We start from the raw sequence: 16,885 nt of genomic DNA on the forward strand, positions 1-16,885 counted from the left end.
AAATTTGAGGAGTAAACACATGAGTGAAGAACGATCATATACAGTTGCTATCTTGGGAGCTACCGGCGCAGTGGGGTCGCGCTTAATTGAACAATTGGCCCAGTCATCAATTCCAGTAGCGTCACTAAAGCTATTGGCATCAGCCCGTTCAGCCGGTCAAACACGCGAGTTTCGTGGTGAAACAATCACGATTGAAGAGGCGCAACCGGAGTCATTTGAAGGGGTGGACTTGGTACTGGCCTCAGCTGGTGGTTCCGTATCAGCTCGCTTGTTGCCAGAAGCAGTAAAGCGTGGGGCCGTTGCCGTCGACAATACGTCATTTTGGCGCATGAACGACAATGTACCGTTGGTTGTTCCTGAAGTGAATGAACAAGCATTGTACGAACACAACGGCATTATCGCTAACCCAAATTGCTCAACGATTCAAATGGTAGTGGCCCTTGAACCAATTCGCCAACAATTTGGTTTGAAGCAAGTCATTGTCTCAACGTATCAAGCTGCTTCCGGTGCTGGTCAATCAGCTTGGTAAGAGTTGCTCGATCAAGCGCAACAACACTTGAACGGTGAACCAGAAACCGCTGAAATCTTGCCAGTAAAGGGTGACAAGAAGCACTATCCATTGGCTTTCAACTTGTTGCCACAAATCGACGTGTTTGAAGATGAAGGATACACGCACGAAGAGTACAAGATGATTCACGAAACGAAGAAGATTATGTTGGGCGACAAGAACGCCAAGGACATCAAGGTGACGGCAACGGCAGTGCGTGTGCCAGTTCCAGTTGGTCACGGTGAGACGGTTTACTTTGAAGTTGCTGACGCAGACGGCGCTTCAACACCAAAGATTCAACAAGCCTTGTCAGAAGCGCCAGGGGTGGTGTTGGAAGATGATCCAGCCAACCAAATTTACCCACAACCAATCAATGCTGAGGGTAAGCGCGATACCTTTGTTGGTCGCGTGCGTCCAGACCTTGAAAATGATGGTAGCTACCACATGTGGGTTGTTTCGGACAACTTGTTGAAGGGGGCGGCTTGGAACGCAGTGCAAATCGCGGAACGATTGGTTGCTTTGAATTTGGTACGCGTGCCAGAAGGGTCGGCCGAAAAGTTCGCATAAAGCAGACTGAGAATGTTGGAGGTTTTAGACCAACAGCTACCGTGATAAGGGATATTAATGACGAAATGTTAGTGCCTAGGCTATAATGAGTAGTAATTATTAAATTTAGGTGGAACTGAACATGTCATTATCACTAGCAGATATTCAACGCGAGCAACCACGCCAAGTGCCATTGGCTAACTGGCAAGATGTGTTGCAAGCCGAACTAAACGCCTTCGATACCGCTAGCTCAACGGTTAGTGGAATTGGGGATGTTGCCAAGACAATCAATTTTGCCATTGATCGTTTCCACATTGCGCGCAACACGGACAACGTTTTGACGTTCCGCACATTGAATGACACGTACATTCTTGATGTGATTGGTGGTTTGGTGTTGTCACAATTATTGGCAAAGCACTATCTAGGTTCAGTATTGCCAGCCCGTATTGCAGAAGGTGAAGGCAATGACTACCCAGTTATGACTGAGTGGATCAACGAAATCAGCACAACAGTTGAATAATCAACACAAGAAGCACTCAGATTTATTCTGGGTGTTTTTTGTTTGTGGTGAGTGTCGACGCGTTGCGTCGAGGCATGGGGGCTGGGGACTATCTCCGGCAAAGTTCAAACTGGGGCAACCGAATGGCGCAGACGCCATTCAGCGGGACAAATAACTCCCCCTAATCCTTTTTAGTCCTGTGTGGGCTTATCTGAATAGCGCTGGCCATGCGGCATGTTGCCCCACTTTGAACGCTCCGATAGTCCCCAGCCCTCATGCCAGCAGCCAAGATGTTCTAGTCTGTCTGAGATAATCATCTACCGTAAAAGAAATGAGTGAACAGTTCACCCAATAGTTTCGAAGTGGATGAAAATCAAACAAATAGAGTATTTCTTGGTTGCTGTGTTTGGCCCCGCCACGCGTATAGACACGTGCAGACCTTGACCCGCAGGTGTGGGTTCTTAGCGGGTTTCCCGCTTAGAGCCACGGGAGTTAAAGGGAAACGCAGCTTGCTGTGGTTCGCGCTCCCTGCAGGTCATGGTCAGTACGTGTTAGCGTGCCAAAAGAAGGGGCCAAGCACTCCGACCGGAGGTCGGACACACACCACTAACCAACCTACAACCCAACATCAAAACATTTGATTAAAATTAAATTAGAGAAAAGTGTTGACTTTTATAATTAACCTCGTATACTTAAGAACATCAAGAAAAGAGGAGGACAACGTCATGAAGTACGTGTCAGTAGAAAAGTTGAATGTTATGACGTTGGTTGCCCCAATTATCATTGCGATTATTATTATTATTTCGCAGTGATGGTTGGCTTTTTGAGATGCTAACGCTAGCCATGACTGCTTCCCAAGGAAGATTATCATGGCTAGCCAAATTTAATTACTTTGTAAACGAGTAACGGCTAGTATTTTGCGCAGAATACTAGCCGTTTTTTTATATAAATTTTTTGAGCTCAAACTTTTACTCGTAGGTCATACAGGAATATTAGGAGATATGGTTATGAATAAGTTTGTTAAGAATTCAGTTTTGATGTCAGCAACATTGGTTATGGTCGCAGGGACTGGGGTGCCGGTTGTTTCAGCAAGTGAAGGCAAGGCCATCAATTGGACGCTTACTGGTGATCTAAAGACGACCGACCCTTCAAATGTTGCGGATATCCCATCGCAAGATGCCGTTATGGCAACTGGTGAAGGTTTGTACCGTGTTGGTAAGAGTGGTCAACCGGAATTGGCCGCTGCTCAGTCAGCCGATGTGTCACAAGATGGTTTGACTTGGACGTTTAAGTTGCGTGACAACTTGAAGTGGTCAGACGGTTCAAAGTTAACAGCCCAAGATTTCGTCTACAGTTGGCAACGTACGAATGATCCTAAGACGGCGGCTATCGGAGCGATGTTCTTCAGTGGGGTGAAGAACGCTGATGCCATCCAAGCTGGGAAGGTCACGGATTTAAATGAATTGGGTGCTAAGGCCCTCGATGATACAACGTTGCAAGTGACTTTGGAACGTCCATTGCCACAGTTTAAGGCTGAGTTGGCGATGATGTACTTCTTCCCTGAAAAGCAAAGTTTCGTGGAGCAAACGGGTCAAAAGTTTGGCACAACCGCTGTTGATTCTCTTTCAAGTGGTCCATACGTCTTAAAGAAGTGGGATGGTTCAAGTTCATCATATACGTATGAAAAGAACCCAAATTACTGGGACGCAGCCAATGTTAAGACGCCAGCGGTTAATGTGACGACAACAGCCGATGCAACGACGAGTTTCAACCTATATAACTCAGGCAAGACGGACTTTGCATTGTTGAATGCCACGCAAGCCCGTAACTCAAAGAACAAGGCCGGATACACGGTGGTTGATACCGCTGCAACAACCTACATGACGATGAACCAAAAGAATAAGGCGTTGCAAAACGTGAAGGTTCGTCAGGCACTATCATTTGCGGTTAACCGTGAGAAGCTAGCGAAGAATGTGTTGACTGGTGCGGCTGAACCAGCTAAGACCTTTACCGCCAAGGGGTTGGCAAAGGATCCAAACACGGGCAAGGACTTCACAGTTGGTGCGCACACGAAGTACGTCAGTTATGACAAGGCACAAGCTGCCAAGTTGTGGCAACAAGGGTTGAAGCAGGTTGGTCAAAAGCAAGTGAAGTTGACGTTGTTAACAAACGATACCGATGCAGCTAAGCAAACTGGCCAATACTTGCAATCACAATTGGAAACGAACTTGAAGGGCTTGACGGTGTCAGTGAAGTCAGTGCCAGCTAAGCAAACGAGTTCACTGCAAAAGGCCGGCAAGTTTGACTTGTCATTGGCAACATGGAACGCGGATTACACTGATCCGGTTGATATGTTGCAAACATTGGTAACGGGGGCATCTTGGAACCTAACTGGTTGGTCAGACAAGAAGTACGATGCGCTCTATGAGAAGGCAACGACGACCGATGCAAACGACGAGAAGGCACGCTTTAAGGACTTGGCAGCCGCTGAAGAGTATGCGCAAAAGCAAGGTGCTGTAGCGCCATTGACATACTCAAAGATGACCGCTTTGATGAATCCAAAGGTGAAGGGCGTCTTCGTAAACCCGGTTGGTGGCACATTTGATTGGAAGAACGCAGTTAAGAACTAGGAGAAAACAGTATGACAAAAGACGGAACCCATATTTTGAGTTTGGATAATGGCTACCATTTGTGGTCACGCACTGACGGAACGGGCAAGCCAATCAAGTTATTGACGTTGCATGGTGGTCCGGGCGCTGGTCACGAGCCGTATGAACGTTTTCCAGAGTTCTTGAATCCAATTGGGGTTGAAGTGACGCAATATGATCAACTTGGGGCTTGGTATTCAGATCAACCGGATTTTGATGATCCGGCCAACGTTGAGAAGTATTTGAATTACGATTACTACCTAAACGAAGTGGAAGAAGTTCGCCAAAAGTTGGGTTATGAAGATGGTGAATTCTATCTTGCTGGGCACTCGTGGGGTGGTTTATTGGCCCAAGAATATGCGCTCCGTCATCCGGGTGTGCTGAAGGGACTCATCATCATCTCAATGATTGATAACATTGACGATTATGTCACGAACATCAATGCAATCCGCGAGAAAGAATTTGATGCCGATGTCGTCGCGTTCATGCGCGAAGTGGAAGAACGTGGCGAATGGGATACCCCAACGTATCAGAAGTATGCAGAGCATTTGGACCGTGAATACATCACACGTCACCCGAATGCACCGCACCATCAAATTAGTACGATGGGGACAGCGGTGTACAACCATTTCCAAGGTGACAATGAATTTGTGATTACTGGCAAGTTGGCGCACTGGTCAGTCGCGGATCGCTTGCATGAGATTGAGACGCCGACATTGTTGACTTTCGGTGGGCATGAGTCAATGCCATTAGACGTGGCTCGTGCGATGCGGGACAAAATGCCGAATGCTCGTTTGCGTGTGACGCCAAACGCCGGGCACGTTCACATGGTGGATGACCCAGAGATTTTCTTTTATAACTTAAAACATTTCATTCAAGACGTTGAAGCGGACGAATTTGTCCCAGAATAATGAAAAAAGCGACCTCGCACCAAAAATGTGAGGTCGCTTTTGCTATATCCAAGGAAAATCAGGTTTCGTGGCGCCGTAAAACGCAGTGTCGTGGCCACTCATGAAGGCCCAGTTTTGATTACCGTAGTCGTAATGCCACCATTCTTCGAGATAGTTGGTGAAACCAGCATTCGTCATCACGTGGTAAAGCAAACGGCGATTTTCACGAATTTTCACGACCGTTTCAGAGTCCGGTTCAAATTCATAATAAGTTGTCTTAGCGCGTGCGCTAATGTCATCAAATGGACTGCCCATTTCCAAAAGGCGACCACGTTCGTCAACAATCGAAACGTCCACTGAACCACCGGTATTGTGTGGTGAAGGGCGGTTCGCGTTCGATGATGGCAAGGCCACAATTCGCAATGTCGCAGCCAGTGTTTGGTCGGCATTGAACTCGGGATGGTCACGTTGCACAAAACTTTGCATGCGATCGAATAGGGCTTGCTGCGTATCGATATCACGCCAAGCATCAAAGATAACCAGCTTGTAGCCGTAGGGCAACATATCCGCGGCATCGTTCAATTTTTGTTGAATCGTTTCACGCACAAAAATATCAGCCTTCGCACCCGGTAGTTGTTGGATAAAGTATTGTGGGCTAACGACCATTTTTTCAGGCAAATAGCTCACCGAAACTAGTTTTTCATCCGACAAGTCAAGCGGTATGGCCCGGATTTCGCCCCAGTCCCACGTGTCACGTTGCGGTTCAATTGGATTTCCAGTAAATTCAAGCATCAGCTCAGCCCCCCTCTGTGAGTGATATTATTTGACATTCATATTTTCTTCACAAAAATTCAGATAGAAAAGTAAGTGATTATTGTTATAATAATTACTACTTGGGAAGAATGTGAGAAAAATTAATATGATTAAAAAAGATTTCATCCAACCCCTTAACCCAATTGTAACTAATTTGGCGCCAGATGGGTTGTTGGACTTTCAAAAAGCAGTGCGTGATATTCCAGACTTGGTTCGTTTGACGTTTGGAGAGCCTGGTTTTAATGTTGATGATGCAATCAAGGAACGTATTATCGAATCAGTTCGAGACGATAATTCTCACTATGCTGAGTCACAAGGTGAGCGTGAGTTGCGTAATGCAGCGGTTGAATACTTCAACAAGAAGTACGACTTGAACTACGATGGCGAAGACAACATGATTGTGACGATTGGTGTGTCTGAAGCAATTAACGTTGTCTTCTTGACATTGTTGAATGACAACGAAGGTGTAATCGTGCCAGAACCGGCATACCCACCATACTTTGCATCATTGGACTTGGCCCACGGTACAAAGATTTCAATCAACACACGTCCAACGAAGTTCAAGTTGACGCCTGAACAAGTTGATGAAGCGATGGCGAATGCCAAGGTGCCAGTGAAGGCTATCTTGTTTAACTACCCATCAAACCCAACGGGCGTGACGTATTCAGAAGATGAATTGATTGCCTTGGCCGAAGTGTTCAAGAAGCACCGCCTATGGGTCATTTCAGACGAAATCTACTCACAATTAACATATGATCAACAACACGTTTCTTTGGCAAAGTTGATTCCTGATCAAACGATTTTGATTACGGGATTGTCGAAGTCACACGCCATGACGGGATACCGTATCGGCTTTATCCTTGGTGAGAAGAGCTTCATCGACTACGCCCAAAAGGTGCACGGTGCGTTGACGTTCTCATTGCCAAAGGTTTTGCAAGATGGAGCATTGGTTGCTGTGACAACTGCTGCTGAAGTCGCTGATGAGATGCGTGACATTTACAAGCGCCGTCGTGACTGGTTGCGTCCGCAACTTGAGGAACTTGGCTTCGAAATGGTTAACCCAGAAGGGGCCTTCTACATCTTTGCTAAGATTCCTGAAGACATGGGTAATAGTGGTTTTGATTTCGCCGTTGATTTGGCAGAAAAGGCTAAGGTTGCCATTATTCCTGGGGATGCATTCTCAGAATATACACCTGAATTCGTCCGTATTTCATATGCGGCATCAGACGAAGATTTGGCTGAAGCAATGAAGCGCATGAAGGCTTACTTTGCAGAGCGTCGTGGTCAAAATTAATTTTCATAAATAAAATCGAACCCCAGCTAAGGTTATGCCTTGGTTGGGGTTGTTTTTGTATTTTTAACTCGCTTGAAAAAATGATTATAAATAACATTTGATAAAAAGATATATTGATTATGTATTAGAGTTTATTGTTAGGAGTTTATATGACTGTTATAAAAGAGGTTTTATCGCATACAACGGTGTTATCAATTATCTTGGTTGGATTACAATCAATCTTGCTACCAATGGTGAAGGGTCGTTGGCCAATTTTTATTTTGCCAATGGTAACGCTAGTCATCGGGAATGGCATGATTTGGTCGAATAATGACGCGCAAAATAAGGTTATGGGGACGGTTGTTGTCATTGTTTTGGCAGGACTTTTGTTGCTGAGGGGTTTGGTTTCGAAATCTCGTCGAACTGGTAACCACTAACAAATCGTTTGCGATTTTCTTGTATCTTAGGTGTTGCACTGTTATACTACACTGTAACAGGAGGGCTGATAATGGAGTTTAATGATAATGAACCCTTATATATTCAGGTCGCGGATTATTTGGAAAGTGAAATTCTCGATGGTAAGTACGAGATGGGAAGCAAAGTTCCTAGCGTGCGTGAATTAGCAGCTGATCTCGTTATTAATGGTCGAACGGTTCAAAACGCCATTACGCGACTTGTAGAATCGGGTCTAGTGGAAACACGACGCGGATTGGGAAATTTTGTGACAACTGATCAAGAAAAAATACAGCGTATCCGATGCGACAAAATCACCGCAATGACCGAAACGTTTGTTAAAAATAGTTTGGCATTTGTTTCAATTGCTGAGTTACAGGATATTTTGATGCAAGTGGTTTCGCAATATAAGAAGGGGTAAGTAGGGATGTTGGAAGTAGATAATTTAAGTTACCGAACCGGCCGACGTCAAATTTTAAAAGAGATGACGTTGCAAGTCGAAGACGGTGAAATTGTCGGCGTTTTGGTGAAAATGGTGCTGGTAAAACAACGTTTATGCGTGCATTAGCTGGTCTGATTCAGCCGAATCGAGACGCTAAAATTAGCATTGATAATCAATTAGGTGATGTGTTGAAGGCATTGGTATCGTTTATTCCTAATTTGAATTGGGCAACTAAGAGTGAAACGGTTAGTTCGGTGGCGGCCTTTTATCAAGATGCTTATGCGGATTTTGATACGGCACGTTGGGAAGCGTTGCGCAAGGAACTTAAGATTGATAGTCAGGCTAAAATTGGTAAGTTGTCAAAGGGACAACTAGAACGTGTCATTTTCGCGTTGACAGTTTCACGTGAGGCGTCGGTCATTCTGCTGGATGAGCCGTTCGGAGGTGTTGATGTGATGACTAGACGTCGCGTGCTGCAAAGTTTGCTACGTTGGATTCCAGAAGAAGCCATTGTACTGATGTCAACGCATGAAATTAATGAAATTGAATCAGTGACTGATCGTGCCATTGTTATTCAAGACGGTCGTATTATTGTGAATCGCGGGATTGATGATATTCGCACGACTGAACAAATGAGTCTGGAACAATACTTCGTCCAAGTGGTCACAGAAAATCGGGAGGGCGTTGAATTATGATGAAGATGAGTAAACTCATTAAATTAGTTGCTAAGGATAGTTATGTTGGCTTTCAAACATTTTTGATGACCGTGGCTGCTGTATTAGTTTTTGCTTTGGCAATTGCGTTTAAGGATAGTTGGCACGCGGGTGGTACTCAACTATATCGTTCGCTGTCTATTGCCATTGGGATACCAGTAATTTTCGGCATGGTGCTTTACGTCATTCTAGCCTATGCCAAGTCAGTTGAATCGTGGCAGAATGCAAAGTTGGTGCTTTTGCCAACAACCAAGTGGCGGTTTGTACTGACAAATTTGGTGGTGCGATTGCTTGCGATTCTCGTCAATTTGGCGGTCACTTCATTAATTTATAAAGGCATTGATTTGGCGATTAGAAGTTGGTTATCGGTGGGGAAAACAGAAAATCCACTACACATGGACTGGCAACTAGGTAACTTGTGGGAGTCATCGAGTGCCATTATTTTGGTCTTTCTGTTTGTTAACTTGATTGGATTAGCCGTTAACCTAGGTATTGCGCACCTAATGCCAAAACTAAAGCACGCCAAGGTGCTGGTGTTTATGATTGCCTTTTTGACAGTCTTTATTGCAATCTCGTTAGGTGAGACGTATTTGCTAGATTTCATTGGCCTAGGTGATTTTATGATGCACGCTCTTGATGTCGTAACGGCTGGGTTATTTGTGTACGGTATCTACTGGCTCTACGCCCATTACAATGACGCGTACTAAAAAACAGACAGGCAACAAGAAAAGTTTAAGAAACTTCACTGAATTATTAAATCGTAAGTGGTTTTCATGTAGGATAAATAAGTAATATTTTAGAAATGTAATTGACACAATTGGTTAGGGGAGAAGAATGAAGAAGCGAACAAAGATTGTCATTGGGAGTGCTGTGGGAGTACTAGTTGTTGGTGGCGTAATGTCAGTCAAATGGGTGGATCATCTGAAAAACATGTGATTGCGACAACCAAGGTGCAGGAACAACCATCTTTGAAGGAGTCTGGTGTGGTGCAACCAATGCAGATTCAAGAGGTTGCACTAGGCAGCATGAAGCCGGTGCAAATCTTGGTGAAAAACGGACAAACTGTTAAGGCCGGTGATGCGTTGATGACATTGTAAGCTGAGGACGCAAATTCTGATGTTAGCGAGGCCCAGGCCGAAGTGACTAAGCTACAAGCGCAGGTTGGTATTCAACAAGAAGCATTAAATCAAGATGCTGTGACGCAAGCCAAGATGGCTTTATCGGACGCTCAAAATGATTTGCAAGCTGCGCAAGCAAAGGTGACTAACATCCAAGGCAAGGTTGCCAAGACAGTTACTGCGAAGTTTGATGGTGTCGTTGATTTGGACCAAACAAATCCTGACGCACCAAAGTTACAAGTACTTTCACAAACGAAACATGTTGTGACAACGGTTAGCGACGGTGATTACGACAAGGTGAAGCCAGATGCCAAAGTGACGGTAAATGGTGTATCTGATCATGATAAGAAGACAGCTCAACGTGTGCTAGAAGTGAGTGCTGTGCCAACAAAGGATAGTAACCGTAAGCTGGCAAAGTATGAATTCACGGTTAGCCTTGATGATACCTTCCGCTATGGTCAACCGGTCACGGTGTCACTAGCCCAACCAGGGATTGTTGTGCCTAAGTCAGCCGTGAAGACGATTAATGGTCAAACAGTTGTTTACCGTGTGGTCAATGGTAAGGCGGTGAAGACTGTCGTTGATAGTCACGTTGGTAATAACAATGTGATTGTCACGGCCAACTTAGCTGAAAATGATCGTGTTGTAACCGACTATGATTTAGCTAAGGACGGGGAGGCAATTGATGGTGCTAATTCAGTTATCGAATATCAATAAGACCTACCAAAATGGTGAATCGAAGTTGCACGTCTTACGTGACATCTCACTTGAAATTTCAGATGGTGAATTTGTGGCGGTCATGGGTCCCTCAGGTTCTGGTAAATCAACTTTTATCAATATCGTGGGGATGCTAGACCGTGAATTTGAAGGTGAGTATGTCTTTGCGAATGATGACACAACGGCATTAAGTCGTCGTGATTTCGCAGCCTTCCGCAACCGCAATATTGGTTGGGTTTTCCAAAATTTTAAGTTGATTCAACAAATGTCTGTCTTTGACAATGTTGCATTGCCGTTGGTTTACGCTGGCCGTCGTCGTTCAGATATTAAGGTTGCTGTGCAACAAACGCTCGATCGATTGGGTATTGGTGATAAAGGCGAGAAGAAGCCGTCTGAATTGTCTGGAGGACAACAACAGCGTGTGGCAATTGCCCGTGCACTCGTGGCCAAGCCTAAGTTCTTGCTAGCTGACGAGCCAACCGGTGGGTTGGACAGTCACACTGCCCAAGAAATTTTGGATTTGTTTATTGCATTGAATCATGAAGGGACCACTATCTTGATGGTGACGCACGATGCGCATGTTGCCGAACAGGCCCAACGGACGATTCGCTTGGCTGACGGTCAAATTGTAGGGGGTATGTGATGGATCTTTGGGGAATTATTAAGTCGTCATGGCAGTCACTCATCTCTAACAAGCGCCGTTCAATTTTGACGATGTTAGGTATTATTATTGGTATCGCATCCGTTATCACGATTTTGTCGATTGGTAATGGAGTGAACAAGCAAATGGCCAAGTTTGTTTCAGCTGATAAGTCGGGGATGATTAAGGAAACCATTTACTACACGCAAGATGATTACTATTCAAACGGGTTGGACCAATCTGATGTGAATACCATCAAGAACAGTCCTTATGCTGACAAGATTGCGAACATCAAGTTGAAGCGTCTTGAAAACGAGTCAACGACCTTTGATGCTTACATTGGTGAACAAAAGGCAACTAACTTGAATGCCAAAGTTGTAAAGGGCAGTGGTGATGTCGAGTTGGTTGCTGGTCGTAAATTAAACAAGTCAGATAATGCACTGGCGCAACGTAACGTCACGCTTGCATCCGATTTTGCGAAAAAGTATTATGGCTCAGCACAAGCGGCGGTTAATCAATCCATCGAACTGGGTGGTTTGAGCTATACGGTTGTTGGTGTCGTGAAGATGGGGGCGGATTCACAAATGGAAATGCCAGCAGAAGTCTGGTTGCCGTACAATACCTTCTTAGGCACACAAACAGCTTCTTATCCAATGGTGCAACTGACGATTGCCACTAAGAATAAGCCAGGTAAGGTGGCCCAGAAGGTGACAGACTACTTGCAAAAGAATGGTAGCCAGGCATCTTCTGGTAAGTATCAATTCGAAGATGAAGGCGCAACCATGGCATCATTGCAAAAATATGTGTCTGTGATTGCCTTGTTTGTGTCAGCGGTGGCTGGTATTTCATTGTTCATCGCCGGTATTGGTGTCATGAACATGATGTACATTTCAGTTTCAGAGCGTACGCAAGAAATTGGTATTCGTTTGGCTGTCGGTGCCACGGAACGCCACGTTTTGCTGCAATTCTTGATTGAAGCGGTCATGTTGACCTTGTCAGGTGGTGTTATCGGGTTGGCCCTGGGAGCTGGTTTGGGTAAGTTGATTACGGTTGTAATGAACAATCCAAACATTACCGCTGTTGTCACGATGAACAACGTCTTGATGGTCTTTGGTGTCACAACCGCCATTGGAATTATCTTTGGTTGGTTGCCAGCGCGCCAAGCATCACGTAAGAATTTGATTGAAATTTTGAGATAAGCAGACTGAGAATGTCGGAGTTTTCTGACAAATAGCTGCTGTGATAGAAAATGAAAAGCTTCCGAGAGCGTTACTTTCGGAAGCTTTTTTCTATGGCGTTGAATTCCCAATCACCAAGGTTGGTGTAATAAGTTTAGATGAAACAGTTTCGCCGTTCAGTTGCGCCATTAATAACTTGACCATGGTGTTCGCAATCACGCCTAATGGTTGCTGAACGGTGGTCAAGGTAGGTGAGGATAGCTTGTGGATGTAAATCCCATCAAAGCCAATAATCCCAATCTCATTTGGAAATGTTAGGCCAAGAGCCTGACTGGCCCTAAGTGCACCAAGGGCTAAACGGTCGGTCGCCGTTACAATCCCAGTGCCCGGATTAGGTGCGATTAAGCCGATTAATTCAGTGGCAGCAGCTTCATTGTTTGGTAATTCGTAAGCTTCAATTGGCAACCCGTACCTCAACATTGTTTGTCGATAACCAGTTTCGCGATTTAACGCAAACGGTTCGTTGATCGCCAAACCAAGATAGAGTATGTGTTCAAAGCCGTGATTAATGAGATACTCCGTGGCCATTGCAGTACCGACGGCATTGTCGCTGTCAACGGAAATCAACCCGGGTTCCATGCCATAAATCACAACCGGAACGGGAAGGTGCAACGCTTCAACATCTGTCCGACGTGCACCACTGACTAAGAAAGCATCCACATTCGTTAAATCAAACTCACGGTCGTGACGTACTTCTAATGTATAGCCGTGGTGGCGTAATGCATCGGTTAAATGTATCAATAAATGCGCATAGTACGGCTCAATTTCTGCAATATCATCTAGTAGAACAAAGGCGATATTGTAATGTCGTTTGTTTGCCAAGGCGCGGCCAGCTCGGTTTTGCACATAACCGAGTTCCAGAATCGCCTGTTGCACGTCTTTCTGAATTTCTAGTGACACGAGTTCGGGATGGGTTAAGACACGAGAAACAGTCATTTTTGAGACATGAGCCGTCTTCGCAACGTCGTTAAGTGAGACCATAATAAACCTCCTAATCGATGAAAGCGCTAACACGCCTAACATATATTAAGTGTAGCATACTTTCAAATGCCGTAAGAATGTAATTTTATGTTACCGGTAACATTCTGAAAACGCTTTCATTTTGTAATCAAGAGAACTATAGTGGAATTTGTAAATAAAGCGCTCTCATTTGCAGTTCACAGATAGGTTATTTTGAAATTACGAGGTTGAATCATGACAGAATCGCAAAACAAGGTTGGTAAGAAGCATCTACCAACGCTAACAATCGCGACATTGATGTTGATAACGTTTGGAAATTTGGGTACTTCCATGGCGTTCTCATTGCAAAGTGCCAACATGGGACGTATCTTCCAAACGCTTGGTGCTGATCCTACGAAGCTAGGGTTCTTCTTTATTTTGCCCCCATTGGCTGGAATGGTTGTCCAACCATTGGTCGGTTACTTCTCAGACCGTACTTGGTTGCCTAAGATTGGTCGTCGTTTGCCATATTTGATTTTGGGAGCTTTGGTTGCCATCGTCGTCATGGCGTTGTTGACAAACGCAGGTTCATTTGGTTTTAAGACATCAACTGCTTTGTGGTTTGGTGCCATCGCCATTCTATTCATGGACTTGTCATCAAACATGTCAATGCAACCATTTAAGATGATGATTTCAGACATGGTCAACGATAGCCAAGAGGATATGGCTTGGTCATGGCAAACCATCTGGGGAAACATTGGTGGTGTTATCGCTAACTTGTTCCCATACTTCTTTACTGCAATTGGTGTTGCCAACGTTGCCGCTCAAGGACAATTGCCAGCATCAGTTAAGTGGTCATTCTATGTTGGAGCAATTATTTTGGCTATTTCAGCCGCTTTCACAGTATGGAAGGTTGATGAATACGATACTGAAACGTACGCAAACTACCACGGCCTTGATGAGCAAAAGGGCGAGAAGCAAAACGTCTTTGAAATCCTAAAGCACGCGCCAAAGGTCTTCTGGACACTTGGATTGGTTGAATTCTTTAGCTGGGCCGGTTTCCAATACCTATGGACGTACGGAACGGGTACGGTCGCAAGTAACATCTGGCACACGACAAACGCTGCTTCAGGAGCCTTCCAAGCTGCTGGTAACTGGTTCGGTGTCTTGTCAGCCATCGAAACTGTTACGGCCATTGTTTGGGGATTGATTATTTCACGTTTGAACAACAAGACACGTAAGCCAGCTTACACATTTGGTTTGATTGTTGGGGCTGCTGGATTTGCTTTGTTGGCTACGACTGGATCAAAGACCATGTCAGCAGTTGCATTTGTGATGTTGGGTATGGCTTGGGTTACGATGAACGCCATACCATTCACGATTTTGACGAACGCTTTGGACGGACAACACGACGGAACTTACATGGGCTTGTTCAACTCATGGATTTGCTTCCCACAAATTGTTGCCTCAGTAGCATCATTCGCCCTTTACCCACTATTGGGTAACCACATGCCACACATGATTTTGGTATCAGCAGTCTTGTTTGTTTTGGGTGGTATTAGTGTTTGGGCCGTGAAGGAAACTTCTGTCGAACACGGCGACAGCGTGCGCTAATCACGAGAGAGGGAAGCATTATGAACCTAGCAGGTATTATGCACCGTCCCGACAGTGAGATGGCGTACGTCGTGAACGAGCAAACCGTTAATATTCGCCTGCGGACTGCCAAAGACGATATCGTTAGCGTTGAATTATTAGCAGGTGATCCTTACAGTTTGCGGAGCTGGCCGACTGATGAAAAGTTCTACCAAGTGCCAAAGCAGATGACCAAGATTATGTCAGATGGGATTTCTGATTTCTGGCAGGTGACGGTGACCGAGCCGAAGCGGCGGTTAGCATATGCCTTCCTAGTGACTGATATGGTCGGTATCCAGAAAATTTATAGTGACAAAGGCTTCTTTAAAGTAGCTGATGCCGATTTAATGGATATGAACTTTTACTTTCGCATGCCATTTTTTCAAACGATTGATCAGTACAACGCCCCGGAATGGGTGACCGATACGGTTTGGTATCAAATCTTTCCAGAGCGGTTTGCGAATGGGGATGTATCAAATGATCCGGTAGGCACGAAGCCTTGGCGTTCAACTGATCATCCTGGTCGTGAAGACTTTTACGGTGGTGATTTACAGGGTATTTTGGACCATTTGGATCACTTGCAAGACCTTGGGGTTTCAGGTATCTATTTGAATCCAATCTTCCAAGCGCCATCGAATCACAAATATGACACGCAAGATTATATGACGGTGGACCCACATTTCGGGGATGCCAAGTTGTTTAAGCAACTGGTTCAAGCAGCGCATGAACGTGGCATTCGCGTCATGTTGGATGCGGTCTTCAATCACATTGGTGACAAGTCAGTGCAGTGGCAGGATGTGTTAAAGAACGGGCAAGCATCACCATATGCGGACTGGTTCCACATTCATCAGTTCCCAGTAACGTACACACCAACCGACAACTTTGAATTTGCAGCTGATGCAACGTATGACACGTTTGACTACACGCCACACATGCCAAAGCTGAATACAAGTAATCCGGAAGTGGTTGATTATTTGTTGAACATTGCAACGTATTGGGTCAAAGGATTTGATATCGATGCCTGGCGTCTAGATGTTGCCAATGAAATTGATCATCATTTCTGGCGTAAATTCCACGATGCGATGATGGCATTGAAACCTGATTTTTACATTCTAGGTGAGATTTGGCACACATCGCAGAGCTGGTTGGTCGGCGATGAATTTACAGCCGTTATGAACTACAGCTACACCGGCGCCATTCTCCAATATTTCTTGGAAAATGAGTCAGCAGACGCATTAGTTCAAAAGATGAGCTATCAATTGATGTTGTACCGTGATGCGACGAATCGCATGATGTTTAACACGTTGGATTCACACGATACGCCACGTTTGATGACCTTGGCGCATGAAGATAAGCAACTAGCGAAAAGCATCCTTGCATTTACCTTCATGCAACCAGGTGTCCCATCAATCTACTATGGAACAGAATACGGTATGACCGGGGAGAACGATCCAGACGATCGCAAGCCGATGGTTTGGCAACCAGAGTTACAAGACCATGATTTGTATGACTTTATGCAAAAATTAGTACAAGTCAGGCGCCAAGTTATTGCTAAGCTATCTGACGACAAAATTATCTTCGACGTGATTGGGGAACGTCAAATCCGATTGACGCGCGAAGACAATCAAACGCGCATCGTTGGGGTATTCAACAATGGCACGACCGACTTAACAGTTGAGCAGCCAACAAGTATTTTGCTAAAAACAAATCAATCTGAGACGCAACTGGCACCAAACGACTTTATGATTTGGACCGAGCCAGTGCGCTAATTATGAGG

17 protein-coding genes and 1 pseudogene are annotated in these 16,885 nt (G+C 45.0%); 16 read left to right on the forward strand and 2 right to left on the reverse strand.

What is annotated here, in order from left to right; all coding sequences use genetic code 11:
- The first annotated feature begins 19 nt into the window (after window positions 1-19).
- The 4 genes and pseudogenes from OIT45_RS09170 (at window position 20) to OIT45_RS09185 (ending at window position 5,151) form a co-directional block, all read left to right on the forward strand.
- Window positions 20-1,114: pseudogene (locus OIT45_RS09170) on the forward strand (aspartate-semialdehyde dehydrogenase).
- Window positions 1,115-1,235: 121 nt separating this feature from the next.
- Complete coding sequence (locus tag OIT45_RS09175; RefSeq protein ID WP_199403714.1) at window positions 1,236-1,613, forward strand: hypothetical protein; 378 nt, start codon at window positions 1,236-1,238, stop codon at window positions 1,611-1,613.
- A 986-nt stretch (window positions 1,614-2,599) separates the two neighbouring features.
- Window positions 2,600-4,222: a peptide ABC transporter substrate-binding protein gene (locus tag OIT45_RS09180; RefSeq protein ID WP_161690892.1), complete on the forward strand. Its 1,623-nt coding sequence runs from the start codon at window positions 2,600-2,602 to the stop codon at window positions 4,220-4,222.
- An 11-nt stretch (window positions 4,223-4,233) separates the two neighbouring features.
- Window positions 4,234-5,151 (forward strand): proline iminopeptidase-family hydrolase, encoded by a 918-nt coding sequence (locus tag OIT45_RS09185; RefSeq protein WP_199403713.1) that lies wholly within the window; start codon window positions 4,234-4,236, stop codon window positions 5,149-5,151.
- Window positions 5,152-5,193: 42 nt separating this feature from the next.
- Here OIT45_RS09185 and OIT45_RS09190 read toward each other — a convergent pair whose 3' ends face one another.
- On the reverse strand, window positions 5,194-5,922 hold the full coding sequence (locus tag OIT45_RS09190) for a M15 family metallopeptidase (protein WP_199403712.1): 729 nt from the start codon (window positions 5,920-5,922) through the stop codon (window positions 5,194-5,196).
- A gap of 127 nt (window positions 5,923-6,049) precedes the next feature.
- On the opposite strand from OIT45_RS09190, the gene OIT45_RS09195 reads away from it, so the two are divergent.
- The 10 genes from OIT45_RS09195 (at window position 6,050) to OIT45_RS09240 (ending at window position 12,498) form a co-directional block, all read left to right on the forward strand.
- Window positions 6,050-7,237 (forward strand): aminotransferase class I/II-fold pyridoxal phosphate-dependent enzyme, encoded by a 1,188-nt coding sequence (locus OIT45_RS09195; RefSeq protein ID WP_199403711.1) that lies wholly within the window; start codon window positions 6,050-6,052, stop codon window positions 7,235-7,237.
- 149 nt (window positions 7,238-7,386) lie between these two features.
- Window positions 7,387-7,653 (forward strand): hypothetical protein, encoded by a 267-nt coding sequence (locus OIT45_RS09200; RefSeq protein WP_199403710.1) that lies wholly within the window; start codon window positions 7,387-7,389, stop codon window positions 7,651-7,653.
- Window positions 7,654-7,724: 71 nt separating this feature from the next.
- The gene (locus OIT45_RS09205) at window positions 7,725-8,090 is read left to right on the forward strand and encodes a GntR family transcriptional regulator (protein ID WP_199403709.1); all 366 of its coding nucleotides are present in this window, start codon (window positions 7,725-7,727) and stop codon (window positions 8,088-8,090) included.
- Between the two features lie 6 nt (window positions 8,091-8,096).
- Entirely contained in the window at window positions 8,097-8,237 is a 141-nt protein-coding gene (locus tag OIT45_RS09210) for a hypothetical protein (protein WP_242458248.1), read from the forward strand.
- A complete protein-coding gene (locus OIT45_RS09215) occupies window positions 8,225-8,806 on the forward strand; it encodes an ATP-binding cassette domain-containing protein (protein ID WP_242458247.1) in 582 nt (193 codons plus the stop codon). Before OIT45_RS09210 ends, OIT45_RS09215 begins: the two co-directional genes overlap by 13 nt.
- Window positions 8,803-9,531, forward strand: coding sequence for a hypothetical protein (locus OIT45_RS09220; protein WP_199403708.1), 729 nt, complete (start codon window positions 8,803-8,805; stop codon window positions 9,529-9,531). The genes OIT45_RS09215 and OIT45_RS09220 overlap by 4 nt, the downstream gene beginning before the upstream one ends.
- A gap of 201 nt (window positions 9,532-9,732) precedes the next feature.
- Window positions 9,733-9,921, forward strand: coding sequence for a biotin/lipoyl-binding protein (locus tag OIT45_RS09225; RefSeq protein WP_199403707.1), 189 nt, complete (start codon window positions 9,733-9,735; stop codon window positions 9,919-9,921).
- A gap of 42 nt (window positions 9,922-9,963) precedes the next feature.
- A complete protein-coding gene (locus OIT45_RS09230; protein WP_264330129.1) occupies window positions 9,964-10,659 on the forward strand; it encodes an efflux RND transporter periplasmic adaptor subunit in 696 nt (231 codons plus the stop codon).
- The gene (locus OIT45_RS09235) at window positions 10,628-11,302 is read left to right on the forward strand and encodes an ABC transporter ATP-binding protein (RefSeq protein ID WP_199403705.1); all 675 of its coding nucleotides are present in this window, start codon (window positions 10,628-10,630) and stop codon (window positions 11,300-11,302) included. The genes OIT45_RS09230 and OIT45_RS09235 overlap by 32 nt, the downstream gene beginning before the upstream one ends.
- Window positions 11,302-12,498, forward strand: a complete 1,197-nt coding sequence (locus OIT45_RS09240; protein ID WP_199403704.1) for an ABC transporter permease — start codon at window positions 11,302-11,304, stop codon at window positions 12,496-12,498. Before OIT45_RS09235 ends, OIT45_RS09240 begins: the two co-directional genes overlap by 1 nt.
- 90 nt (window positions 12,499-12,588) lie before the next feature.
- Here the strand turns inward: OIT45_RS09240 and OIT45_RS09245 are convergent, their stop codons facing one another.
- Window positions 12,589-13,518 carry a LacI family DNA-binding transcriptional regulator gene (locus OIT45_RS09245; RefSeq protein WP_199403703.1) on the reverse strand — a complete coding sequence of 310 codons (930 nt, stop codon included), beginning with the start codon at window positions 13,516-13,518 and terminating at the stop codon, window positions 12,589-12,591.
- Between the two features lie 213 nt (window positions 13,519-13,731).
- Here OIT45_RS09245 and OIT45_RS09250 point away from each other — a divergent pair, with 213 nt between their 5' ends.
- Window positions 13,732-15,090 carry an SLC45 family MFS transporter gene (locus tag OIT45_RS09250; RefSeq protein ID WP_199403702.1) on the forward strand — a complete coding sequence of 453 codons (1,359 nt, stop codon included), beginning with the start codon at window positions 13,732-13,734 and terminating at the stop codon, window positions 15,088-15,090.
- Between the two features lie 20 nt (window positions 15,091-15,110).
- Complete coding sequence (locus tag OIT45_RS09255) at window positions 15,111-16,877, forward strand: glycoside hydrolase family 13 protein (RefSeq protein ID WP_199403701.1); 1,767 nt, start codon at window positions 15,111-15,113, stop codon at window positions 16,875-16,877.
- Window positions 16,878-16,885 lie beyond the last annotated feature (8 nt).

Source organism: Weissella sp. LMG 11983, assembly GCF_025908495.1.
Classification (GTDB): domain Bacteria; phylum Bacillota; class Bacilli; order Lactobacillales; family Lactobacillaceae; genus Weissella; species Weissella fermenti.